Source organism: Prauserella flavalba (assembly GCF_003202235.1).
GTDB lineage: Bacteria > Actinomycetota > Actinomycetes > Mycobacteriales > Pseudonocardiaceae > Prauserella_A > Prauserella_A flavalba.
Genome location: NZ_MASU01000001.1, coordinates 415,646 through 435,768, shown reverse-complemented (window position 1 = coordinate 435,768; position 20,123 = coordinate 415,646). Strand labels below are relative to the sequence as shown.

The following is a 20,123-nucleotide window of genomic DNA, read 5'->3' as shown; positions in this document are numbered from 1 at the left end:
AAGTCCAGAGACGTGGTGTATCGAAGGTCACCGCGTAATCCGTGGTCGGGTTATGCGGTGAGGGCTGCTGGGGTGGTGTCCTCCTCGGGGTTGGTGGGCTGGGTGGTGGTGCGGCAGCGGGTCAGGACGTCCAGGCCGAGGTAGCGGCGGCCTTCGATCCATTCGTCGTGTTGTTCGGCCAGGACCGCGCCGACGAGCCGGATGATGGCTTGGCGGTCGGGGAAGATGCCGACCACGTCGGTGCGCCTGCGGATCTCCTTGTTCAGCCGCTCCTGCGGGTTATTGCTCCAGATCTGACGCCAGATCTGCTTGGGGAAAGCGGTGAACGCCAGCAGGTCCGCGCGGGCCGCGTCCAGGTGCTCGGCCACCTTCGGTAGCTTGTGGCTCAACGCGTCGAGCGTCCGGTCGTACTGAGCGGCAACGGATTCGGCGTCGGCTTGGTCGAACACCGAGTGCAGCAGAGTCCGCACCCATGGCCAGGATGCCTTGGGGCACACCGACATCAGGTTCACCGTGTAATGCGTGCGGCAGCGTTGCCAGGACGCGCCGGGCAGGGTCGCGCCGATCGCGGCCACCAGCCCGGCATGCGCGTCGCTGGTCACCAGCTGCACGCCTGAGAGGCCGCGGGCGACCAGATCACGGAAGAACGCCAGCCACCCGGCGCCGTCTTCGCCGCTGGTGACCTGGACGCCGAGGATTTCGCGGTAGCCCTCGCCGTTGACGCCGGTAGCGACCAGGCAGTGCACGTTCACCACGCGCCCGTTCTCCCGCACCTTCAGCACCAGCGCGTCCGCGGCGACGAACGTGTACGGGCCCTGGTCCAGCGGCCGGGTGCGGAACGCCTCAACCTGCGCGTCCAGGTCGGCGGCCATGATCGACACCTGCGACTTCGACAGACCCTTCACCCCGAGAGACTCGACCAGCTTCTCCATGCGCCGGGTCGACACGCCCAGCAGGTAGCAGGTGGCCACCACCGACGTCAACGCGCGTTCGGCGCGTTGACGGCGTTCGAGCAGCCACTCGGGGAAGTAGCTGCCCGAGCGCAACTTCGGGATCGCCAGGTCGATCGTGCCGATACGGGTGTCGAAGTCGCGGTGCCGATAGCCGTTTCGGCTGTTGACCCGCTCCTCGGAGCGTTCGCCATAGCCGGCCCCGCACACGGCGTCGGCCTCGGCGCCCATCAACGCCTGGACGAACGTGGACAACAGGTTCCGCAACAGATCCGGGCTCGCCTCGGCGAGTTGGTCGGACAACATCGCGGACGGATCGATACGCTGGACAGAGGTCATCGCGTGAGAACTCCTTCTGACTTGGTCGTCTTGAAGGATCACGCGGTGACCGTCCTCGTTCCGGCTACGACACGCCCGACCTTCCGTCAGGCGTCCGGTCCGTACACCACGCTATTGGACGCAACCGGGTGACGAGCCGTTGCGCGGGGTCCTCGACGTCGGCGAGCGCGATCGTCAGCCAGCACGTGACCACCAGCAGTGCACCCCCGCTGACGGCGAACTCGGGCAGCACGGGCGCGTCCCGGCTGGTGTAGAGCACGCCGAGTACGGCGAGGAAGGCGATCAGCGGGGGCAGGTAGCGCTGCGAATGGGCCAGCAGCGCCAACTGGTAACGGGTGGTGGCGATCAACGGGGCGGCCCCTGCCTCTCGACCTGCCGTACCGAGCAGCCCGTGCGCAAGGCCAGCAGCAGGAGCTCGTCACACCGCTCTTCGGGCACGGTCAGCTCCAGCTGGCCGCCGGTCTCCACGACGGCGAGCACGTCCGGCCGCTCGCGCCAGGTCCCCGCGTCGGCACCGCCGAGCACCACGCGAGCCACCGGCCGCGCGGGCTCGAGCGCGTGCAGCGAGCCACCGGCGACGAGTCGTTCTCGGGCCTCGACGAGGGCGCGCACGGCGTGCTGGCCGAGGTGCTCACGGAGCTGAGGGGCGACGGCGCCGCGGTGGTACTGAGCGAGCACAGCGCCGAACGCGCCCGGCTGCACGCCACCGACGCGTTCCGACGGTGCGGCCCGGCTCGATGTTCAGGTCGACGCCGTCGAGCACGTAGTGGCCCCGCCGGTAGCTCTTGGCGACCCCCGCGAGACGGCGCACGGTCAGGCGACGGCGGCCTTCTGCAGGGCGCGGGTGGCCCGTTCGAGCTCGTCGACCACGTTGTCCGGCACCGGGTGCCCAGCGGAGGCGAGCCAGTTGGCGAGCATGCGGTGCCCGCCCTCGGTCAGCACCGACTCGGGGTGGAACTGCACGCCTTCGATGGGCAGCTCGCGGTGACGCATGCCCATGACCACGCCGGACGCTGTGCGGCCGGTGACCTCGAAGGCGTCGGGGATCGTCTCGGGCAGCACGGTCAGCGAGTGGTACCGCGTGGCCGTGAACGGGCTCGGCAGCCCGGCGAGCACACCGGTGCCGGAGTGGTCCACCTTGCTGGTCTTGCCGTGCAGCAGCTCGTGTGCCCTGTCGACGGTGGCGCCGTACGCGACGCCGATGGCCTGGTGGCCGAGGCACACGCCGAGCATCGGCACGCGCTCGTCGGCGCAGCGCCGCACCACGTCGATGCTCTGGCCCGCCCGCTCGGGCGTGCCAGGCCCCGGCGAGACCAGCACCGCGTCGAAGTCGCGGATCGCGTCGAGGTCGACGACGTCGTTACGCCACACCGTGCAGTCGGCGCCGAGCTGCGCCAGGTACTGCACGAGGTTGTAGACGAAGCTGTCGTAGTTGTCGACGACCAGTACGCGCATACGGGCAGCGTATCGGGTCGCGGGTCACTCGGGTTCGACGGCGACGTCGTTGAACGGCAGCATCGGCTCGGCCCACGGGAACACCACGAACATCAACAGCGCCACCACGCCGAGGACGAGCACGACGGCGGTCAGCAGGCGCACGGCCAGCGGGCCGGGCAGGTGTCGCCAGATCCAGCCGTACATCAGGCCTCCCCGATCTCGGCGAGCAGGTCGTCGTAGCCCGCGCCCGGCTGCTTCTTGAGCTGGTTGGTCAGCACCGAGTGGATGATCATGCGCTCCCGGTCGGAGAACTGCGGATGGCACGTGGTGAGCGTGAGCAGTGCCGCCTGCGACGCCTTGGGCAGCACGTCGGCCGGCTGGTACGGCACGGGTGCCACGGCGTCACCGCGGTCCGGGGTGACGATCACGCGGCCCACCGTCTCGGCGTAGGCACCGTCGCGGTCCTGCAGCGGCGCGACGTTCGCGCACTTCGGGTCGCGGCCCTTGCCCTGCGCCCAGCCCGCGACCTCGTCCGACATCGGCAGCACCCGGTAGACGTAGAAGCTGTCGGCCGTCTCGAGCACGATCGCGTCGCACGAGTTCAGCAGGTCGAGGTCGTTGAACGGGGCGCCCTTGCCGACCCGGTGCCCTGCGACGCCCATGTTGCCCGGCTCGCCCGGCATCGCCGTGGTCTTGTAGTGCCCTGGCCCGATCTCCAGCGTGGCGGAGTCCACGCCCTGCTGGACGGTGAAGCTCCAGTCGGCGCCGAACGACGGGATGTAGATGCGGGCGAACGCCTTGCCGTCGAGGGGCTCGGCGTGCAGCTGCCGTTCGTTGGCCCATTCGGCGTCGAGGTCGGCGCTGGCCTGGTCCTGGAGCTTGCCGGACATCCAGTTGGTCACGTAGAGCTCGTAGACGACGAACAGCAGCACTACCACACCGAGCGTGATCAGGACCTCGCCGAACGTGCGCACGATGGTGCGGCCTGCCGAGCCGCCGCCCTCCGACCTCGCGGGTGGCGCCGGCGGCCTTGTCGGCGGGGGCTGACGGGGTGGACGCCGCTCCGCTTCCGGCCGCTGGGGCCTTCTCGGTGGACCGGCGGGGCGGCGGCTGAAGTCCGGAATCGGGATCTCCCGGGTCTCCGGCTCCTCGTACCTCGACAAGCGAGCTCCTCATCACGATCTGCTGGTCCGGCGCTCGCTCCCCGGTTCTAGCGCCTGCTCGATTACGTTAACGTGTTCAGGTGGCGGCAGTTGCGTTCTGCCGCGGATTTGCCCGACAGCCACGCGAGGACTCCCATGCCCAAGTCCAAGGTCCGCAAGAAGACGGCGTACACCCCACCTGCCGATCGCCGCACTCCGGTGAAGGTGCGCGCAGCGGGTCCTTCGCCGCTGATCTACAAGATCGTGATGTTCGGCTTGATGCTCCTCGGTCTCGCCTGGCTCGTGGTCAACTACCTCGCGGGCGAGAAGCTGTCGTTCATGCTCGAGCTGGGCAACTGGAACTTCGCCATCGGGTTCGCGCTCATGATCAGCGGTCTGCTGATGACGATGCGCTGGCGCTGACGGCCGGTGAGGCTCAGCCGAACGGCCGCTTGACAGCGAATTACAACAGTGTGACTAATCCCCAGTGTGGATAACCCCTGTGGATAACTCGACCCCGAGATGGGCTCCGAGCACGGGTCTGGTAGCGGTCGGCTGGCTGCTGGCCGTTCTCGCGGGCGCGGCCACCGCGTTCTTCGTGCTCTCCGGCGACCGGCCGGGCGCCGTGCTGCTCGGCGTCGGCACGGTCGCACTGGCCGCCGGCGCGGCACACGGAACGTTCGTGCGCCCCCGGCTCGCCGCCGACGCGTGGGGCGTACGGGTGCGCAACCTCGGCGGCACCAGGCGCCTCGACTGGACCGAGGTGGAGCTGCGGCTCGCCACCACCCGCAGGCTGGGGCGGGACGTCGCGGTGCTGGAGCTGGAGAGCGACGACCTGGTGGTGCTCGGCTGGCTGGAGCTCGGCACCGATCCGCGCGACGTGCACGACGAGCTGCTGGCCCTACGGCCCGCCTAGCATGCGCGGTACAGCGAGCACAGCTCCGAGGAGAGCTGCGAGTCGCGGTACACGAGCAATCCGACCAGCGCCGCCGTCAGCACCACGAGCGTGCCCACCTGGTAGGCCGTGCGCTGCTTCTCCGGCGCGTAGACCATCGCGACCATCGCCAGCGCGCCGACCACGAGCCCGCCGACGTGACCGAGCAGGGAGATCCCGGGGATCGACACGCTCAGCACGATGTTCAGCACGATGATGCCGATGGCCGACGTGGGGTTGAGGCGCAGCCGCAGCACGGCGACCAGGATCGCGCCCATGAGCCCGTAGATGGCGCCGGAGGCGCCCGCCGTGCCCGTGTTGGTCTCGCCGAAGGCGAACACCGCCGCGGCGCCGCCGAGCAGCGACACGAAGTACACGGCGAGGAAACGCACCTTGCCGAGCAGGATCTCCAGGTCCCTGCCGAGCACCCACAGCGCGAGCATGTTCATCGCGATGTGGAGCAGCCCGTAGTGCAGGAAACCGCTGGTGAGCAGGCGCCACCACTCGTCGCCCGCGACGATGCCGACGGGCCACAGCACGCCGTCGGAGAACAGCTGGGCGTCGCTGTTGTTCATCGGGTCGCCGCCGGCCTGCACGACCGTGACCACGTAGACCAGCACGTTGATCGCGATGAGCAGCGGCGTCACTACCGCCCGCTGGGACACGCGGGCGCCCGCGACGGTGCGGGCGCCGTAGCCTGCCCTGCGGTACTGCGTGGCCTGGGCGCGCTGTTGCTGCTGGCCGGCCTGCACGCAGTCGACGCACTGGTAGCCGACGGACGCCTCACGCAGGCAGTCCGGGCAGGCAGGCCGGTTGCACCGGACGCAGCGCAGACCGGTCTGCCGGTTGGGATGCCACCAGCATCCGGGCAGCGCCTCCTGATGGGGCTGCTGCCCGTACTGGGGAGGGTAAGGAGGTTGGCTCACAGTGCTGTCCAACCTACCCGTTTTCCCAGCCCGTCAGCGTGCCGCCGTCAGCCCTGCTCGACGGAGACACGCTCGATGACGACGTCCTCGAGCGGCTTGTCGGCCGGGCCCGTCGCGGTGCGCGCGATCGCGTCGACGACGTCGCGCGAGGACTGGTCGGCGACCTCACCGAAGATCGTGTGCTTGAAGTTCAGGTGCGGCGTCGGCGCGACCGTGACGAAGAACTGGGAGCCGTTGGTCCCCGGTCCCGCGTTGGCCATCGCCAGCAGGTACGGCTTGCTGAACTGCAGCTCCGGGTGGAACTCGTCGCCGAACTTGTAGCCGGGGCCGCCACGACCGGTGCCCGTCGGGTCGCCACCCTGGATCATGAAGCCGTCGATCACGCGGTGGAAGATCGCGCCGTCGTAGAACGGTCCCGACTTCTCGCCCTTGGCGTTGGGCTGCGTGTACTCCTTGGTGCCGTCCGCGAGGCCGACGAAGTTGGCGACGGTCTTGGGCGCGTGATCAGGGAAGAGGTTGATCACGATGTCGCCTCGGTTCGTGTGCAGAGTGGCCTTCATCTTGGCTCCCGCCGGGGCTTGGTTGCTCTCAGTCACGCGATTCATCGTGCCATCTGCGGCGAGATCGCCCGGAAAGGGGCAGGATGGGTAACGAGCGCAACACAGGAATTCCAACGATTGACGAGGTGAAGGCGATGGCTCGGACCGCGGAGACGGCGGGTGAGTCCGTCAAGAACGGCTCGCGCAACCTGAGAAAACGGGCTCTCGAAGTGGGCAAGGTGGGCGCCGAGGCGGCCGCGCACGCGGCACAGGTGGCCGAGCACCGGCTGACCGAGGGCACCGAGGCAGCGCGCAAGGAGTTCGCGAAGACCTCTCGCCGCACCCGCAAGAAGCTGGCCGCCCAGGCCAAGCGGACCCGCAAGGACGTGGCGAAGAGCGCCAAGCAGGCTCGCAAGATCGCGGCCGAGCGCCGCGAGGAGCTGCGCGCGCCGGGTCGCAAGGCCAAGAAGGCCGCGATCCAGGCAGCGAAGTCCGCGGGCCAGTCCAAGCGGAAGGCCAAGAAGGACTTCAAGAACGCGAAGAAGGACTTCAAGGCGGCCATGGCGGAGGCGAAGGTCGCCGCCAGCGGCGAGAAGAAGAAGCGCAGGAAGCTGCCCTGGCTGCTCGGCTTCGCCGCGGTGGGGGCTGCCGTGGCCTACGCGCTGCGCTCGAAGCCGGAGCCGCCGGTCGCGCCCGCGCCGCCGCGCAGCACCGACGCGCCGAAACCCGCTCCCTCCGCGAACACCACGGAGGAGAAGCCCGGCCCGGCCAAGTCGTCGGCCGCGACGTCGGAGTCGTCCTCGGGGGCCAAGACCACCGCGCAGCGCAACGGCCAGGCGTCGTCGAGCGCGCAGCAGCAGAAGAAGTCCTGACCAGCTGGTCCGAACACGACGAGGCCCCCTCCGCGCGGAGGGGGCCTCGTTCGTCACGCGCTCGCGTCAGGAAGCGTGCTTGTTGATCAGCTGGCCGAGGCGCGGCAGGGCCTCCTCGACGTTCTCCTTGCCCTTCGGGCGGAGCTTGCCGTAGACCTTCTTGATGCTATCGCGGCTGCTCTTCTCGGCACGCGCGTCGGTGACCGACAGCAGCGCGTCAGCGGCCTCGCTGGACCGCGTCGGCAGGTAGGCGCCGAAGTCGCCGCCGCCCTTGGACTGGAAGTCGGCGTAGAACGGCTCGAGCGCCACGACGAAGTCGTCGAGCAGGCTGTCCACGGCGGAACCGATGATGCCCGGCTTGATCTTCTTCACGGCCGCGTAGCCGGTCTTCACGACAGCGCCGGAAACGCCGCCCTTCTCCGACACCTCCTCGTCGATCAGGGTCTGCAGGTCGGTCACGACGGTCGGCCGACGGCTGGAGTCGAGCAGGGCTTCCTTGAGGGTGCTAGCCACGGATTCCTATCCTTCGTCACTTCGAGATCAACGATTCTGGAGTTTCGCAGGGGGCCGTCCGCACCCTCCGATGGTCCTTTCGGGGGTACACCGGAAGAGGCGCCGGTCCCTCGGTGCCTGCGCGTGCGCGCAAGACTAGTACAAGATCAACTTCGCCTGCACGCAGTGGTATCCGACGATCACTCTCAGATCCCGAGCCCGGAAATCGCCTGCGTGGCGATTTCGCGAGCTTTCACGCTCTGTTGCTGATTCGTCGTCACGATCACGGCATCGCCGCCGTTCGCCACCGCGTAGACCGCGCCCTCTTCGGTCGCCTCATAGCCGCCCTCCCAGCCGGGTGGCTGCGAGGCGGGGTTCGAGGTGTCGACGGGAGCGGCCTTGTCGACCAAGCCGACCGCCACTTTCGGGTCACCGGAATAGACACGGACAGTGAGCTGAATTTCGCCGTCCGGACGGTAGAAGAAGCACGTGGGGTTCGGCTGCTCCGCCGAGACGCGAACCTGGTCCACGTGCTGCCCGTTGGTCTGCGCGACCTCGTCGGTGTCCAGGTACGGGCAGGGTCCATCGGCCACCGGCTCGGGGTCCGGGGGCAGCTGGGCCGAGGTGGGCGCCGGGGACGACGCCGGTTCCGAGGGCTGTCCCCCATCACCGGAACCCGTGCCGGAGCAGCCGGTCAGCGCCGCGGCCACGGCGCCGAGCACAAGCAGTCTTCGCATAGATCGGACAGTGAACCAGAACGGACCCCTGCCACACGTCTGCGTTCATATGTAGCATCTCTGCTATCAAACAACCGAAGACTTGGATGATTGGGGGCACCACTATGTCCGTGGGTGAGCTGAGCGTGCCCACCCCGCACGCCGAACCCGGCGCGGAACGTGCGCTCGACGTCCGTGACCTGCGCATGCGCTACGGCACGGTGGACGTGCTACGCGGCGTCACCTTCCACGCCGAGCGGGGTGAGGTGCTCGCGCTGCTCGGTCCCAACGGGGCCGGCAAGACCACGACCATCGAGATCCTCGAAGGTTTCCGCATGCGCTCGGCAGGCGAGGTCAGCGTCCTCGGCTCCGACCCGGCGAAGGGCGACGAGAGCTGGCGAGCGCGAATCGGCGTGGTGCTGCAGTCGTGGCGAGACCACAGCAAGTGGCGCGTGCGGGAACTCCTGCAGCACCTCGGCACCTACTACGAGCCCTACGGAACGCCGTGGGACATCGACGAGCTCGTCGCCGCGGTGGGCCTCACCGAGCACGCGCACAAGAAGGCGAGCCGGCTCTCCGGCGGGCAGCGCCGCAGACTCGACGTCGCGATCGGCATCGTGGGCAGGCCGCGGCTGCTGTTCCTCGACGAGCCGACGGCGGGCTTCGATCCCCACGCGCGCAGGGAGTTCCACGATCTCGTGCACCGGTTGTCCGATTTGGACGACACCACGATCCTGCTGACGACCCACGACCTTGACGAGGCGGAGAAGCTCGCCGACCGCATCCTCGTGCTCGCGGGCGGAACGATCATCGCCGACGGTTCCGCCGACGCGCTCTCCCGCCGGATGGCCACCGAGGCCGAGGTGCGCTGGAGCCGCGACGGCGAGCGGTTCGTGCACCCGACCCGCGACGCGACCGGATTCGTCCGGCAGCTTTTCGCCCAGTACGGCGAGGAGATCGCCGACCTCGAGGTGCGCAGGGCGTCACTCGAGGACACCTACCTCGCGCTCGTCCGCGATTTCGAAGCAGGCGACCAGGAGGCCGCCGCCCGGTCTTTCGAGGAGAGGAACCGATGAACCCGACGGCGGCCGCGATCCGCGCGGGAATCACGCGCGGACGGATCGAACTGCGCCAGACGTTCACCAACTTCCAGGACCTGTGGGGCTACCTGTTCCCCACTGTCGCGCTGCTCGTCGTCATGACGCTCATGCGCGGTTCGACGATCCCCGGCACGGAGTTCTCGCGCGGCACGATGACCCTGCCGAGCGTGCTCGGCGTCAGCGTCGCCTTCGGCAGCCTGATCAACCTCGCCCAGATCCTCACCATCGAGCGCGAGGACGGGACGCTGCTGCGGGCGAAGGCCGTGCCCGGCGGCATGCTCGGCTACCTCGTCGGCAAGATCGTCATGATCTCGGGGACGGTGCTCGTCAACGTCGCGATCGTGCTCATCCCCGGCGCGTTCCTCTTCGACGGCCTCGACCTCGGCGACGCCGGCGCGTGGCTGACCCTGCTGTGGGTGCTGGTGCTCGGGCTCGTCGCGACCATGCCGATCGGCGCGATCATCGGCTCCCTGTTCCCCAACGCCCGCAACCTCGGCGCCGTCATGCTGCCGATCATGGGACTCGTGGCGATCTCGGGGATCTTCTACCCCATCACCGGGTTCCCCGCATGGCTGCAGTGGATCGCGCAGGTGTTCCCCATCTACTGGCTCGGCCTCGGCATGCGCTCCGCGCTGCTGCCCGACGGCATGCAGGCCGTGGAGATCGGTGAGTCGTGGCGGTATTGGGAGACCGCCGGTGTGCTCGGCGTGTGGGCTGTGATCGGATTGGTCGTGGCACCGATGGTGCTGCGCCGGATGGCGCGCAGGGAGTCCGGTTCGAGTGTGGCGGCACGCAGGGAGAAGGCATTGCAGAGGATCGCGTGATGAGCGAGACCATCTACAACCGCATCGCGGTGCTTCGCGCGGAACGCGGGGTCAGCAGACGGCAGCTCGCCGAGGCGCTCGGGGTGCACTACCAGACGGTGGGCTACCTCGAGCGCGGCGAGTACAGCCCGAGCCTCTACCTCGCGCTGCGCATGGCGGAGTACTTCGAGGTGCCGGTGGAGGTGCTGTTCTCGATCCACCCGTTCCCCAGGATCGGGGCGGAGCGCTCAGCGTGACACGGCGGCCTTGCGCAGCTGGAGGCTGAACCACAGGGTGCCGAGGCCGCGCAGCAGCAGGCCGATGCCGAGCCAGATCGCGAGCGTGAGGATCGTCAGGCCCGGCCATACGAGGGCGATCACGCCGATGAGGAGCGTGAGGATGCCGAGCGTGAGCCACAGCCCCCACATCGGCAACCCGCGCCGCCACGTGAGCGCCGCACCGATCTGGCCGATGCCCGCCACCACGAAGCCGACCCCGACCACCACGGCGAGCGCGAGCAGCGTGATGCCGGGCCAGACGAGCGCGACGATCCCGACGATGATCCACAACGCACCGATCACGTAGGACGGCCAGCGCACGCGGTGCCTGCCCGCCATCACGATGTCGTCCACTCCCTCGACGAGCAGTGCGATGGCCACCAGCACGGTCAGCACCCCGATGGCCGTGGCGAGGTTGGCGAGCAGCAGGATCGCCAGCACCACGGTGGCGAGTCCCAGCAGCGCGATCAGCCACCACCGCTTCGCGATCCGGCGGACCTCCTCGGCCAGCTCGCCTGCGAAGGTGATCCCGAAAGCCCGGTACGTGTCCGTCGTCGCCATGACACCCCTCCCGCCGTCGATGGCTGCGACGCTAGGCCCGAAAATGGCGCCTCGCCAGCGCGGTCACCCTTTCGCTCAGCGGCAGGCTGAAATAAGGTCGCGACGTGTCCGAGCAAACCTCTCAGTTTGCGAGCGACCGTCCCAGCGCGGGGCGCGTCTACGACTACATCCTGGGCGGCACCCACAACTCGGCCGTCGACCGCGAGTTCGCCGAGCAACAACTCGCGCTCCTGCCTTCACTGCGAGAGTCGATCGTCGAGAACCGCCGCTTTCTCGGCCGCGCGGTCCGCTTCGCCGTGAACGAGGGCATCCGGCAGTTCGTGGACATCGGCAGCGGACTGCCGACCGAGGGCAGCGTGCACCAGGTGGCCGACGAGGCCGCCCCTGGCGAGTGCCGCGTCGTGTACGTCGACAACGAGCCGATGGCGCACGCGCACAGCAACGTGTTGCTGGAACAGCACGCCGACCCGGACCGGCACCACGCGCTGTACCGGGACTTCTTCGACGGATCCGCGCTGTGGCAGGACGTCGCCGGCAACGGGTGGATCGACCCCGAGCAGCCCACGTGCCTGCTGACGGTGGCACTGCTGCATTTCATGCCGCACGAGCCCAGGACGCTCGACACCCTGGCCTACTACCGCGAGCGGCTGGCCCCCGGCAGCCTGCTGGTGCTTTCCCACGCCAGCGTCGATCCCGCCGACGACCCCGCTCAGAAATCGCTCTCGGAGATCGCGGAGAACTACCGGCAGAAAGCCACCCACGACGCCTACCTGCGGGACCGGGCCCAGATCATGGAGCTGTTCGGGCAGTTCGAGCTCGTCGAACCAGGGCTGACATGGCTCAACGAATGGCGCCCCGACACCCCGCCGAAGATCTACCCGCCGAACCTGCGGGCGCTCTGTGGCGTAGGCCGCAAGCCCTGACCGGTCACATCCGCGTACTCCGGCGGGTCGAGACGGTGGCAAGGCACCACGACCCGTTGGGAGAGCTCGGATGTTCACCGCACACGTCGTCGTCACCATCGTCGGAGCAGTACTCGCGGCCTTCTCGGCAGGCTCCGTCTTCTTCCACGCCAACTGGGTCGTGGAGCCGCTCCGCGAGTACCGGGTCCCGCGCTCGTGGTGGCCGTGGCTCGGCGCCGCCAAGGCCGCGGGAGCGATCGGCCTGCTCGCCGGCCTGTTCGTGCCCGCGATCGGTGTCGCCGCAGGGATCGGCCTGGTGCTGTACTTCGCCGGTGCGGTGATCACGGTGGTGAGGGCGCGCTGGTTCTCGCACGTCCCGTTCCCGCTGGTCTACGCGGCGCCGGTGGTGGCTTCGCTGGTGCTGGGCTTCACCGCGTAGGGGCGGATGCCGACGTAGGTCCGCTGTTCGAGGACGCTGCCACCGCTCGGCGCGGGCAGGCCGAGCCGGTGGTCGAGCAGGGGGACCACCTCGGTGAGTCCCGGCTGCTGGAGTACGGAGTGAATCGGGTCTGTATTGGTGCCGATCGAGCAGTCCCGGGGCAGAAAGCGACCCTCCAGGGAGGCCGCAAGGTCGATCTCTCCCTTGCGCTCGTCGTTGGACTGGAAGTCGGAGTACCCCGCGTAGCGCAGGCGCAGCGAGACACCGGGGAGGCCGGGCAGGCGCGTGGGCTCCGAGCGCAACGCGCCGTGCAGTGATCGGCGCGCTGAACGAGCTGCACATCAGCCAGGTGCCTGTGCTGTTCGGCGGCTGCCGCCGACTTTGCGACGTGCTTCCGCCGCGCATCGAGCTGGAGATCTCACGGGTGATCGATACGCCTCCGCGTCAGCGCCCAGACCGTCTCATGTAGAGTGAACATAGGTTCATTCAAAAGGACAAGCAGAACGAGTCGCTGCGCAGCGCGAGCAGGGACACCGTGCTCACCCACGCGGTGCGGGTGTTCGCCCGCCGCGGTTACGCCGCCGCGAGCATGCGTGGCATCGCCCGTGAGGCAGGAATCAGCGTCGGGCTCATCTACCGGGACTACGCAACGAAGGACGAGCTGTTCGCCGACGTGCTCGACCGCGCTGCTGCGGGTCTGGACGAGGTTGCGGGCGAGCTCGCCACGGCTGACGGTTATGCGTCCCTTGGCCGGTTCGTGGAGCGCTACCTCGGCGGGATCGCTGCCGACGACGGCGCGGCCGAGTTCTCGACGGTCGTCAACCAGGCGTTCCTCAGCGACGAACCGGCAGGCGCACGTGAGCGGCTACTCGCCGGCCATCTCGCCTTCCGGCGGTCGCTGGAGGCCGCGATCTCACAGGCGCAACGGGACGGGCACTGCACGACAGGAGACGCCAGGGCCGTGGCCGTGGTGCTGCTCTCGTTGCTGTCCGGCGCCGTGACGATGCGCATGGCGATCGGCGCCGCCGCCGTGCCGGATTCCGCGACGGTGCTGCACCTGCTGAACGGAGGACCGCGGTGATCACGGTGAGCCGGGGCGACGAGCTTGGGGAGCCGATGCGGCGGCGGATCACGGAGGTTCTCGTCCGCGGATTCGCCGAGGACTTCTCCTTCTTCTCCAAGGATTCCGGCGCGCTCGCCGACGCGTTCGCCCACATGCTGCTGCTCGACCGGTTCCACGTCGCGTGCGTCGACGGCGACCCCGCTGCGGTAGCGAGCCTCACCTCCGGAACCGAGCAGTGCTTCGCACCCGAGTGGGCACCGTTTCGCAGGCACCTCGGGCTGCTGCGCGGAACCATCTGCCATTTCGTGGTGCGGAACCAGTTCATGGCCGTGCCCGAGGGCGTGACGGACGATGTGGCGGAGATCGGCTTCGTCGCCACCGCTCCCGAGTACCAGGGACGCGGGGTGGCGACCGTCCTCCTGCGACATCTCATCGCGGTGCCAGGCTTCCGCACGTTCGTGCTGGAGGAGATCAAGGACAACAACACGCCTGCGCTCGGCCTCTACCGGAAGCTCGGGTTCACCGAGTACCGCAGGCGCCCGCAGAAGCACGCCGCGCGGGCCGGGTTCAAGGCGTACGTCTCGATGCGCCTCGATGTCGAGTGATGCGGCCCTCCGCACACGGTTTCGCCGGCGGTGCGGCACATCTCGGCACTCGTGGTCCCCGTCGAGACGAAGGCCCTGGTCAACCTATGTGGAGCTGAGGGGAATCGAACCCCTGACCTCCGCCTTGCAAAAGCGGCGCTCTACCAATTGAGCTACAGCCCCTGACCGTGGACCGGTGAGTCCACGGGACAAGTCAGTTCTTGCTCGCGGAGTCCGAGCCCGCCTTGGCCGGAGCGCTGCCGTTCGGCGACACTCCGTTCAGCGGACGCTCGGTCGGCGCGGTCGCTTCCCGCCACAGGTCCGCCTCTGCCTTGGCGTCCTTGTTGCGCTTGATCACGAAAAACACGCCGCCCGCGACAACCGCGAGTGCCAACAGCTTCTTCACGGTGATGGCCCTCCTCGACGACAACCTGCTGACCCTGCGCCTGCGATGCTACTGCACCCCGCCGGGGCCGGGTTTATGCGGTCGGGGTCACGGGTAGGCGATCGGTGACGCCACGTACGGCGACGAGGAGGGACCACCGTGGGCAACCGTGACGAACAGCAGGAAGGCCTCAAGGGCGCCGTCGAGGACATCAAGGGTCGCGTGAAGGAGAGCGCGGGCGCGCTTTTCGGCAACGACCAGATGCAGCGCGAAGGCGGCGCGCAGCAGGACAAGGCACGCGCTCAGCAGGACATCGCCGAGCACGAGGAGCGGGCCAAGCAGGCGGAACGAGACGCCGCCGCGGCCGAGGCCCGCGAGCGCGGCCACCAGTAGAAACCCCTGCTACGTCAAGGGCTGTTCCACGTGGAACAGCCCTTGAACTATGCGCTCTCCGGCCGTTGCCAGTGCAGGAGGTAGCGCCAGAACACCAGCCGCCGCACGTGGCTACCGGGCAGCGTTTCCGAGGCGATCCGCCGGGCTTCCCGGGTGGTCAACGGAGGGTCGAGGTTCACCGGCATCGCGTCGTGAGTGGGCTCGTGCCGATACCACTCGCCCCGGTCTGCCGCCCTGAGTCCGGCGAAGCCGGCGCCGAGCAAGCGATGACCGACGGCTCCGGCCAACTCGACGGGTAGCTCGCGCGGCAGGTCGGAACGAGGCAACGCGACAGCGGCGAGCACGCCACCGGGACGCAGCGAACGGGACAGCCGCAGCAACGCCTCGCGAAGCGGCAGGTGGTGCAGCGCCGTGATCGAAACGATTGCGTCGTAGTGGGCCTCCGGCAGCGGATGCCGCATCACGTCACCGAGAACGCACGTGACGTTCTCCGGGACGCGCTCCTCGGCGTGCCCGATCATCACCGGCGAGACGTCGATCGCGTCGACGTGGTCGGCCCCCTCCGCCAGCCGGGCTGCGAACGTTCCCGCACCGCAGCCCACGTCGAGCACGCGATGACACCTCCTCGGCAGCTTGCGGAGGAGGGCCCGCTGGTAGAAGGCGTTGTGGTCCCAGTCGAGTGCGCGCATGACCGGCTCAGCCTGCCAGAGTCACACCGAGTTGATCGCCATCGCGACCACGGACACCGCGGCGGCGGCCGCGAGAAGCAGGATCCGCCACCTCTCACTCCTCGTGGGCGAGTCGGTCGCAAGGTTCAGCCAGCTCCAGCGGGTGGGAACTCCGTTCGCGGCATCCGCGGCCTGAGGGCGAGTGAACAGGTAAGAGGGCGTGTCTCACGATGTCGAAGCGCATTGGTGGCGGCGGCAAGCTTTGGCGGGATCGCCCCGGCCCCGGCCTTCGCGTCACCGAGCCCACCAACGAACGGTGGCAACGGAGCGGGCCAGAGCGTCCGGTGCGCAGGCTCCGCGGCGGGCCAACGCGCGAATCAGCCCCGTTTCCCTGCTGGGGAGACGGGGGCTGATCTGCTGTGAGTCCGGCAGGACTCGAACCTCCGACCGCCTATTCCGTGCCCGTTCCTCCCAATTCCCTCCCACCTCGCTAGGTCCACGGCGGATGTGACGCAGAAGGAAAGCGGATAGTGCCAGGTGTGACCGATCAGGCTGGCGCATTCTTTGCGCGGGGATGTGCTCCTTGGGCAAGGTGACAGCCTGTTCGTGCTGACAGGACGGTAGCCTTCTCCGTACCGAGCATGATGCTTCCACCGTAGGCGTCGTACACCCTGATCTCATGCTTGCTGGGGTTATCCACGACGACCTGCGGCTCGCCGAAGCCATGTCGCCCGGTGAGCTCAATGAACAACTCCTGCGCACGAGACCACTTGTCTTCGGCAATTCGGCCGTCGTTCGCCCAGCTAGCCATTTGAACAGCGATGGCCTCCCGAACATCCGAGTACGGCTGGCCACACGGTGTCTCCGACTCCTTGTAGGGCTGCTCCCACTTCTGCGGTAGTCCCACCTCGGTAGCTAGACGCTCGCGAATCTCGGTACGGACTTGCTCGTACCGCTTCAGTACGGCTTCAATGTCTGGCCTTTTCGCCAGCTCATCGAACTTCTGCTTCGGCGACACACCAGTCATGCTTCCCTCAGGCCCTCCGCTCGGTATTCCATCATCACAGGCGCCAAGCAGCGCAGCGATCATGAAGGCGCCCAACGCCAAACGCAGCGGCTTCCTACCGTTGTCGTCCAATGCCCTGCCTAACCTGCTGGATTCGGCCGCAAATCCGGCGACCCGATAATCACCCGGCTCATCCCGTACTCGCTGGTCTGGAAGACGCCGTCATTGCGCATGTACTCGCTATGCCCCGTCGACGCCTCGGTCGACTCTCCCGACGGAGTCTGGTATCCCTCCGTGGACATGTGATGCATGCCTTCCATTCCTGCGGGATCGAGGCCGAAGCGTTCGGTAACGTTGGCGACGTCGGCCACAGGATCCTCCCGTGCCTCCCACGTGAAGGCATGCCCTTCAGGAATGCGGAGCTCGCTTGTGCTGTCGACCCCAAGACCCGGCGACCCGAAGAAGGCTGCGTCGTCCACGCCCGTCACGTTGTCACGCAAAGCGATACCGGTGGCCAGGGACCCGTAGGAGTGTCCGAGGGCGGTCATGTGCGGGTCGGTGGGGCGTGCTGCGTCGATGCCGTTGTAGAACTTTGCGAGTTTCTGTCCGCCATCCTCTGCGGCATCCCCGGTCACAACATCGAGCCACGTGTCACTGTCATCAGTCTGAGGTGGTTCATAGCCAAGCCAGGTCACGGTCGCGACCGATTCGTCCGAGCGGCCCATCACAATGAGCTCGTCTTGGGCGTGCTGTCGCAGGTCCGCAGTGTCGTTTACGTATCCACCTAAGCTTCCGTCGACGGTCGAGTTCATGCCCGGCGCGAACACCGCGACATGATCAGCGTTATCGACGTCACCGTTAGCCACGGCCGCCTTTGCCCTATCCCCCGTCATGTCCAGTGACATCAACTGCACGTCGGAACGCACGTTTCCGTTTCGGTCGTGCATGATCTGGTCGATCGAATCGAGCGATCGAAGTTTTGCTTCGATACGTTCGAGGTCTTGCTTGAGAGCGGATTTTTGAAGCTCGCCGCCAGGCCCAGCCAGGTTCGCCATCTTGTCCCGGATCGCCTGTGCTTCGCTCTTCAGGCTGATGCTCGCCTTCTCGGCGAGCTTCAAGTTCGCCGCGCTCCGGTCTTTGGCCACGACCCCATCGCGGTTGCCGACAAGTTCGGGGTTGGTCTCGATGAGCTTCGCACGCTGCGCCGACGACAGAGCCGTCCACCACCCGGCGTTTTCAGCCGGGCTAGCACCCACCGGTGGCGGCGCGACGATCGACAGCGAACCCGCGATCGCGCCCGTGTTGCCCCACGCACCTAGGCTCGACGGCTCGGTGGACTCGCCGTCAGCCGCGACGGTCTTGCCGGCAGCCGCCGCCTTCAACACGCTCGCCAGGTCAGCATCAAGGTCCTTCGCTTGACGTAAGCACTGCTCTACGCGGTCCACGAGCTCGGCTTTGATCCGGTTCCGCTCGGTCTGAATCTCGCCCGGTACCGGCTCGGCAGTACAGAGCGCTTCCATGACCGTGCCGTCGTCAGTCACGACGAACTGCTGTGCAGCAGCCAGGGACTCGATCTCTCGGACAGCGTTCTGCACCCCGGTCACGGCATCAGCCACGTCACCAACCGCTCGCCGGACCGCGCCGATCTCGCCCGCCCATTCCTGGCACTGGTCAACGAGGTCACCGCGACGGTTGGCAGCCGCCTCAGAACCGCCACCGGTCCACTCAGCCGGAGCCGCGGACGCGTCCAGCTCGTCCGAGGTGTCGGACAGCTCGTTGAACTCGCTGTTGAGCTCCCCCACCAGGTCATGCAGCGGCCCCGGCTCCCAACGTTTCGCATCCGACCACGTGACCACGCCTCACACCGCTTTCGGGCCGCCCGACGGGGGGTCATCGATCGATAGATCCAGGTTGTCCCTGGCCGCGGTATCACTCACGGCATATTTGTTCCCGGCCAAGTGCAGGTCATCGCCAAACTCGCGCATCCCGGTGGCCAGCTCTTGCCCGCGTCCCTTCCAGGCATCAACCACCGACCGCGCCGCATCAATCGAGGCCGACGCACCCGGCAACGCCTTCCCTACGGCCGAACCGAGGTTGCCCCCAGGGTCGACCTTCGCCAGCTGGTCAGCGGCACTATGGGCAGCCTCGGCCGCCTCATGGAGCGAGCCGATCACAGCCTCGTAACCACTCACCCGGATTCCCCTCCTTGCGCAGCGTTGTCACTCCCCGTATACAGCCGCCACGGATACCGTAACCGGTGCACAGCAGATCCGTCAGGCAAAACCGCCACTCCGCACCTTCACGGCGCACGATGCTGACGATCAGCACCGCGGTCGCTCGGCCTTCCTCAACGTTGCGTAGACGCGCTCCGACCACACGAGGGCAAGCAGGCGTACATGCGCAGGCGGGCGACGGCAGGGGGGGCAGGGCCGGTCTTTTCCTCGGCCGTGGGCACCGAGCTGGACGCGGCGAACGTACGGCGAGCGTTCGATCGAACAGATATCGCGCCTTATGGGCCACAACGGCACTGCCGTGACCGAGCTGGTCTACCGCCATCAGCTTCGGCCGGTGGTCGAACACGGGGCCGAGGCGATGGACCGGATCTTCGCCGGGCCGGATGGAAAGAAGCGGCGTAGTCGCTACTTAGTCGCAAAGAGGCCGGTTGACCTTACATGTCAACCGGCCTCTACGTGCTGTGGGCCCAGGAGGACTTGAACCTCCGACCTCTTCGTTATCAGCGAAGCGCTCTAACCGCCTGAGCTATGGGCCCTGGGAACGAGCAAAAGCTTACAGGACCTCGGCGGCGCCGCTCGCACGGGGTCACTCCCGTTCCGAGAGGGTCACCTCCAGGCCGCCCGCCAGGTCCGCCGACACGTTGTAGATGAACGCGCTCACCGTGGTCAGTGCCGAGATCAGCACGATGTTGATCGCGCCGACGATGGCGGCGACGCCGAACACGCGGCCCGCGCTGATCAGCGGGTCGCCCGCGCTCTCGGCGCTGTCGCCCTGCACCAGCGAGGTGTACGTGCCGTTGATCTTGTCCCACACGCCCATGCCGTCGAGCACGGTGTACAGCACACCGACGGCCACGAGCCAGACGAAGAACATCGCGACGCCGAGCACCAGGGAGAGCTTGAGCACCGACCACGGGTCGAAGCGCTTGATCTGCAGGCTCGCCCTCCGCGGGCCCCTTCCGGGCCTGCGCAGCGCGCTGACCGGCGTCGACCGGCCGCCTGCGCCCTTGCCTCCTGCCGCCGGCTGCGGCCCGCCGCTCACCGGCTGGGTGCGCTGGGTGTCGCCCTGCTGCTGGCCGAACAGCCGGTTGGCGGCGGTGCCGGTGACCACCTGGGTGTCGGCGTTGCCGTTCGACAGGTACTGGGTCTGGGCCGACGAGGCATCCTCGGCGGGCAGCTGGCCTGCCGACCAGCGCTCGCCGAAGCCGCTCTCACCCTCCTGACCGGCCGAACCGCTGCCGGTGTCCTTGGCCACGCGCTGCCACGGCGGGGCGACATCGCCGGCGCCCGTGTCGGTCGTGCCGCCGCCTCGCCGTTCGGTGTTGTCAGGTGGTGTCACAAACGGTCAGTCCCTTGTCAG

29 protein-coding genes, 2 tRNA genes and 1 pseudogene are annotated in these 20,123 nt (G+C 68.0%); 12 read left to right on the top strand and 20 right to left on the bottom strand.

From position 1 onward, the window contains the following. Positions 1 to 50: 50 nt before the first annotated feature. The 6 genes and pseudogenes from BA062_RS02250 to BA062_RS02230 all read right to left on the bottom strand — a co-directional run bounded on the left by BA062_RS02250 (position 51) and on the right by BA062_RS02230 (position 3,889). Positions 51 to 1,289, bottom strand: a complete 1,239-nt coding sequence (locus BA062_RS02250; protein ID WP_110334304.1) for an IS256 family transposase — start codon at positions 1,287 to 1,289, stop codon at positions 51 to 53. A 106-nt stretch (positions 1,290 to 1,395) separates the two neighbouring features. Next, positions 1,396 to 1,638 (bottom strand): annotated as a pseudogene (locus BA062_RS02245) (hypothetical protein); the annotation flags it as partial. Next, positions 1,635 to 1,991 carry a hypothetical protein gene (locus BA062_RS02240; protein ID WP_110334303.1) on the bottom strand — a complete coding sequence of 119 codons (357 nt, stop codon included), beginning with the start codon at positions 1,989 to 1,991 and terminating at the stop codon, positions 1,635 to 1,637. The gene BA062_RS02240 and the pseudogene BA062_RS02245, both read right to left, overlap by 4 nt. 111 nt (positions 1,992 to 2,102) lie before the next feature. Next, positions 2,103 to 2,744, bottom strand: coding sequence for an aminodeoxychorismate/anthranilate synthase component II (locus tag BA062_RS02235; RefSeq protein ID WP_110334302.1), 642 nt, complete (start codon positions 2,742 to 2,744; stop codon positions 2,103 to 2,105). 24 nt (positions 2,745 to 2,768) lie between these two features. Next, positions 2,769 to 2,930, bottom strand: a complete 162-nt coding sequence (locus BA062_RS39710) for a hypothetical protein (RefSeq protein WP_168213858.1) — start codon at positions 2,928 to 2,930, stop codon at positions 2,769 to 2,771. After that, complete coding sequence (locus BA062_RS02230; RefSeq protein ID WP_110334301.1) at positions 2,930 to 3,889, bottom strand: class E sortase; 960 nt, start codon at positions 3,887 to 3,889, stop codon at positions 2,930 to 2,932. Before BA062_RS02230 ends, BA062_RS39710 begins: the two co-directional genes overlap by 1 nt. Positions 3,890 to 4,024: 135 nt before the next feature. Here BA062_RS02230 and crgA point away from each other — a divergent pair, with 135 nt between their 5' ends. Both crgA and BA062_RS02220 read left to right on the top strand, forming a co-directional pair. After that, positions 4,025 to 4,291 carry a cell division protein CrgA gene (gene crgA / locus BA062_RS02225; RefSeq protein ID WP_110334300.1) on the top strand — a complete coding sequence of 89 codons (267 nt, stop codon included), beginning with the start codon at positions 4,025 to 4,027 and terminating at the stop codon, positions 4,289 to 4,291. Between the two features lie 79 nt (positions 4,292 to 4,370). Then, positions 4,371 to 4,784 carry a PH domain-containing protein gene (locus tag BA062_RS02220; RefSeq protein WP_110334299.1) on the top strand — a complete coding sequence of 138 codons (414 nt, stop codon included), beginning with the start codon at positions 4,371 to 4,373 and terminating at the stop codon, positions 4,782 to 4,784. On the opposite strand, the gene BA062_RS02215 is transcribed toward BA062_RS02220, so the two are convergent. Continuing rightward, positions 4,781 to 5,728, bottom strand: a complete 948-nt coding sequence (locus BA062_RS02215; protein WP_110334298.1) for a rhomboid family intramembrane serine protease — start codon at positions 5,726 to 5,728, stop codon at positions 4,781 to 4,783. The genes BA062_RS02220 and BA062_RS02215 overlap by 4 nt on opposite strands. Positions 5,729 to 5,775: 47 nt before the next feature. Further along, complete coding sequence (locus BA062_RS02210) at positions 5,776 to 6,333, bottom strand: peptidylprolyl isomerase (protein ID WP_110334297.1); 558 nt, start codon at positions 6,331 to 6,333, stop codon at positions 5,776 to 5,778. 89 nt (positions 6,334 to 6,422) lie between these two features. Here BA062_RS02210 and BA062_RS02205 point away from each other — a divergent pair, with 89 nt between their 5' ends. Beyond that, the gene (locus BA062_RS02205; protein WP_168213857.1) at positions 6,423 to 7,139 is read left to right on the top strand and encodes a hypothetical protein; all 717 of its coding nucleotides are present in this window, start codon (positions 6,423 to 6,425) and stop codon (positions 7,137 to 7,139) included. 66 nt (positions 7,140 to 7,205) lie between these two features. Here the strand turns inward: BA062_RS02205 and BA062_RS02200 are convergent, their stop codons facing one another. Next, positions 7,206 to 7,652 (bottom strand): DUF6918 family protein, encoded by a 447-nt coding sequence (locus BA062_RS02200; protein ID WP_110334295.1) that lies wholly within the window; start codon positions 7,650 to 7,652, stop codon positions 7,206 to 7,208. A 185-nt stretch (positions 7,653 to 7,837) separates the two neighbouring features. Next, positions 7,838 to 8,368, bottom strand: a complete 531-nt coding sequence (locus BA062_RS02195; protein WP_110334294.1) for a DUF2020 domain-containing protein — start codon at positions 8,366 to 8,368, stop codon at positions 7,838 to 7,840. A gap of 185 nt (positions 8,369 to 8,553) precedes the next feature. On the opposite strand from BA062_RS02195, the gene BA062_RS02190 reads away from it, so the two are divergent. The 3 genes from BA062_RS02190 to BA062_RS02180 are packed head-to-tail and all read left to right on the top strand — an operon-like array spanning position 8,554 to position 10,507. Continuing rightward, positions 8,554 to 9,423: an ABC transporter ATP-binding protein gene (locus BA062_RS02190; protein ID WP_245959643.1), complete on the top strand. Its 870-nt coding sequence runs from the start codon at positions 8,554 to 8,556 to the stop codon at positions 9,421 to 9,423. Then, positions 9,420 to 10,271, top strand: a complete 852-nt coding sequence (locus BA062_RS02185; protein WP_110334292.1) for an ABC transporter permease — start codon at positions 9,420 to 9,422, stop codon at positions 10,269 to 10,271. The genes BA062_RS02190 and BA062_RS02185 overlap by 4 nt, the downstream gene beginning before the upstream one ends. After that, positions 10,271 to 10,507, top strand: coding sequence for a helix-turn-helix transcriptional regulator (locus BA062_RS02180; RefSeq protein ID WP_110334291.1), 237 nt, complete (start codon positions 10,271 to 10,273; stop codon positions 10,505 to 10,507). Before BA062_RS02185 ends, BA062_RS02180 begins: the two co-directional genes overlap by 1 nt. On the opposite strand, the gene BA062_RS02175 is transcribed toward BA062_RS02180, so the two are convergent. After that, a complete protein-coding gene (locus BA062_RS02175; RefSeq protein ID WP_110334290.1) occupies positions 10,499 to 11,089 on the bottom strand; it encodes a DUF308 domain-containing protein in 591 nt (196 codons plus the stop codon). The two genes, BA062_RS02180 and BA062_RS02175, sit on opposite strands and share 9 nt — an antisense overlap. A gap of 104 nt (positions 11,090 to 11,193) precedes the next feature. Between BA062_RS02175 and BA062_RS02170 the strand changes: the two genes are divergently transcribed. Together BA062_RS02170 and BA062_RS02165 are read left to right on the top strand one after the other, a co-directional pair. Next, positions 11,194 to 12,012 (top strand): SAM-dependent methyltransferase, encoded by an 819-nt coding sequence (locus BA062_RS02170; RefSeq protein WP_110334289.1) that lies wholly within the window; start codon positions 11,194 to 11,196, stop codon positions 12,010 to 12,012. A 70-nt stretch (positions 12,013 to 12,082) separates the two neighbouring features. Further along, positions 12,083 to 12,430, top strand: coding sequence for a DoxX family protein (locus BA062_RS02165; protein WP_110334288.1), 348 nt, complete (start codon positions 12,083 to 12,085; stop codon positions 12,428 to 12,430). Here BA062_RS02165 and BA062_RS02160 read toward each other — a convergent pair. After that, complete coding sequence (locus tag BA062_RS02160) at positions 12,382 to 12,732, bottom strand: hypothetical protein (RefSeq protein ID WP_245959634.1); 351 nt, start codon at positions 12,730 to 12,732, stop codon at positions 12,382 to 12,384. The genes BA062_RS02165 and BA062_RS02160 overlap by 49 nt on opposite strands. A gap of 11 nt (positions 12,733 to 12,743) precedes the next feature. Between BA062_RS02160 and BA062_RS39705 the strand changes: the two genes are divergently transcribed. The 3 genes from BA062_RS39705 to BA062_RS02150 all read left to right on the top strand — a co-directional run bounded on the left by BA062_RS39705 (position 12,744) and on the right by BA062_RS02150 (position 14,098). Continuing rightward, complete coding sequence (locus BA062_RS39705; RefSeq protein ID WP_168213842.1) at positions 12,744 to 12,899, top strand: dihydrofolate reductase family protein; 156 nt, start codon at positions 12,744 to 12,746, stop codon at positions 12,897 to 12,899. A 66-nt stretch (positions 12,900 to 12,965) separates the two neighbouring features. Further along, a complete protein-coding gene (locus BA062_RS02155) occupies positions 12,966 to 13,511 on the top strand; it encodes a TetR/AcrR family transcriptional regulator (RefSeq protein ID WP_168213856.1) in 546 nt (181 codons plus the stop codon). Then, positions 13,508 to 14,098, top strand: a complete 591-nt coding sequence (locus tag BA062_RS02150; RefSeq protein WP_245959633.1) for a GNAT family N-acetyltransferase — start codon at positions 13,508 to 13,510, stop codon at positions 14,096 to 14,098. Before BA062_RS02155 ends, BA062_RS02150 begins: the two co-directional genes overlap by 4 nt. Before the next feature lie 89 nt (positions 14,099 to 14,187). Here the strand turns inward: BA062_RS02150 and BA062_RS02145 are convergent. Together BA062_RS02145 and BA062_RS02140 are read right to left on the bottom strand one after the other, a co-directional pair. After that, a tRNA-Ala gene (locus BA062_RS02145) sits at positions 14,188 to 14,260 on the bottom strand. A 31-nt stretch (positions 14,261 to 14,291) separates the two neighbouring features. Next, entirely contained in the window at positions 14,292 to 14,483 is a 192-nt protein-coding gene (locus tag BA062_RS02140; RefSeq protein ID WP_110334286.1) for a DLW-39 family protein, read from the bottom strand. 138 nt (positions 14,484 to 14,621) lie between these two features. Here BA062_RS02140 and BA062_RS02135 point away from each other — a divergent pair, with 138 nt between their 5' ends. Next, positions 14,622 to 14,855 (top strand): CsbD family protein, encoded by a 234-nt coding sequence (locus BA062_RS02135; protein WP_110334285.1) that lies wholly within the window; start codon positions 14,622 to 14,624, stop codon positions 14,853 to 14,855. A gap of 47 nt (positions 14,856 to 14,902) precedes the next feature. Here BA062_RS02135 and BA062_RS02130 read toward each other — a convergent pair whose 3' ends face one another. The 6 genes from BA062_RS02130 to BA062_RS02105 all read right to left on the bottom strand — a co-directional run bounded on the left by BA062_RS02130 (position 14,903) and on the right by BA062_RS02105 (position 20,102). Further along, complete coding sequence (locus BA062_RS02130; protein ID WP_110334284.1) at positions 14,903 to 15,544, bottom strand: class I SAM-dependent methyltransferase; 642 nt, start codon at positions 15,542 to 15,544, stop codon at positions 14,903 to 14,905. A gap of 526 nt (positions 15,545 to 16,070) precedes the next feature. Continuing rightward, positions 16,071 to 16,661, bottom strand: a complete 591-nt coding sequence (locus BA062_RS02125) for an LppA family lipoprotein (RefSeq protein WP_110334283.1) — start codon at positions 16,659 to 16,661, stop codon at positions 16,071 to 16,073. A gap of 8 nt (positions 16,662 to 16,669) precedes the next feature. Then, positions 16,670 to 18,385 carry an alpha/beta hydrolase gene (locus BA062_RS02120; RefSeq protein ID WP_110334282.1) on the bottom strand — a complete coding sequence of 572 codons (1,716 nt, stop codon included), beginning with the start codon at positions 18,383 to 18,385 and terminating at the stop codon, positions 16,670 to 16,672. A 3-nt stretch (positions 18,386 to 18,388) separates the two neighbouring features. Beyond that, positions 18,389 to 18,721, bottom strand: a complete 333-nt coding sequence (locus BA062_RS02115; protein WP_110334281.1) for a hypothetical protein — start codon at positions 18,719 to 18,721, stop codon at positions 18,389 to 18,391. Between the two features lie 504 nt (positions 18,722 to 19,225). Next, positions 19,226 to 19,299 (bottom strand) — tRNA-Ile (locus BA062_RS02110). Positions 19,300 to 19,349: 50 nt separating this feature from the next. Further along, a complete protein-coding gene (locus tag BA062_RS02105; protein ID WP_168213855.1) occupies positions 19,350 to 20,102 on the bottom strand; it encodes a DUF3566 domain-containing protein in 753 nt (250 codons plus the stop codon). Between the last annotated feature and the right edge of the window lie 21 nt (positions 20,103 to 20,123).

Excerpts from the sequence above, each read along its gene's own strand:
- BA062_RS02205 (WP_168213857.1), top strand. The coding sequence starts at position 6,423 with ATGGCTCGGACCGCGGAGACGGCGGGTGAGTCCGTCAAGAACGGCTCG.
- BA062_RS39710 (WP_168213858.1), bottom strand. The coding sequence starts at position 2,930 with ATGTACGGCTGGATCTGGCGACACCTGCCCGGCCCGCTGGCCGTGCGC.
- BA062_RS02235 (WP_110334302.1), bottom strand. The coding sequence starts at position 2,744 with ATGCGCGTACTGGTCGTCGACAACTACGACAGCTTCGTCTACAACCTC.
- BA062_RS02185 (WP_110334292.1), top strand. The coding sequence starts at position 9,420 with ATGAACCCGACGGCGGCCGCGATCCGCGCGGGAATCACGCGCGGACGG.
- BA062_RS02195 (WP_110334294.1), bottom strand. The coding sequence starts at position 8,368 with ATGCGAAGACTGCTTGTGCTCGGCGCCGTGGCCGCGGCGCTGACCGGC.
- BA062_RS02210 (WP_110334297.1), bottom strand. The coding sequence starts at position 6,333 with ATGAATCGCGTGACTGAGAGCAACCAAGCCCCGGCGGGAGCCAAGATG.
- BA062_RS02175 (WP_110334290.1), bottom strand. The coding sequence starts at position 11,089 with ATGGCGACGACGGACACGTACCGGGCTTTCGGGATCACCTTCGCAGGC.
- crgA (WP_110334300.1), top strand. The coding sequence starts at position 4,025 with ATGCCCAAGTCCAAGGTCCGCAAGAAGACGGCGTACACCCCACCTGCC.
- BA062_RS02165 (WP_110334288.1), top strand. The coding sequence starts at position 12,083 with ATGTTCACCGCACACGTCGTCGTCACCATCGTCGGAGCAGTACTCGCG.
- BA062_RS02250 (WP_110334304.1), bottom strand. The coding sequence starts at position 1,289 with ATGACCTCTGTCCAGCGTATCGATCCGTCCGCGATGTTGTCCGACCAA.
- BA062_RS02130 (WP_110334284.1), bottom strand. The coding sequence starts at position 15,544 with ATGCGCGCACTCGACTGGGACCACAACGCCTTCTACCAGCGGGCCCTC.
- BA062_RS02180 (WP_110334291.1), top strand. The coding sequence starts at position 10,271 with ATGAGCGAGACCATCTACAACCGCATCGCGGTGCTTCGCGCGGAACGC.
- BA062_RS02190 (WP_245959643.1), top strand. The coding sequence starts at position 8,554 with ATGCGCTACGGCACGGTGGACGTGCTACGCGGCGTCACCTTCCACGCC.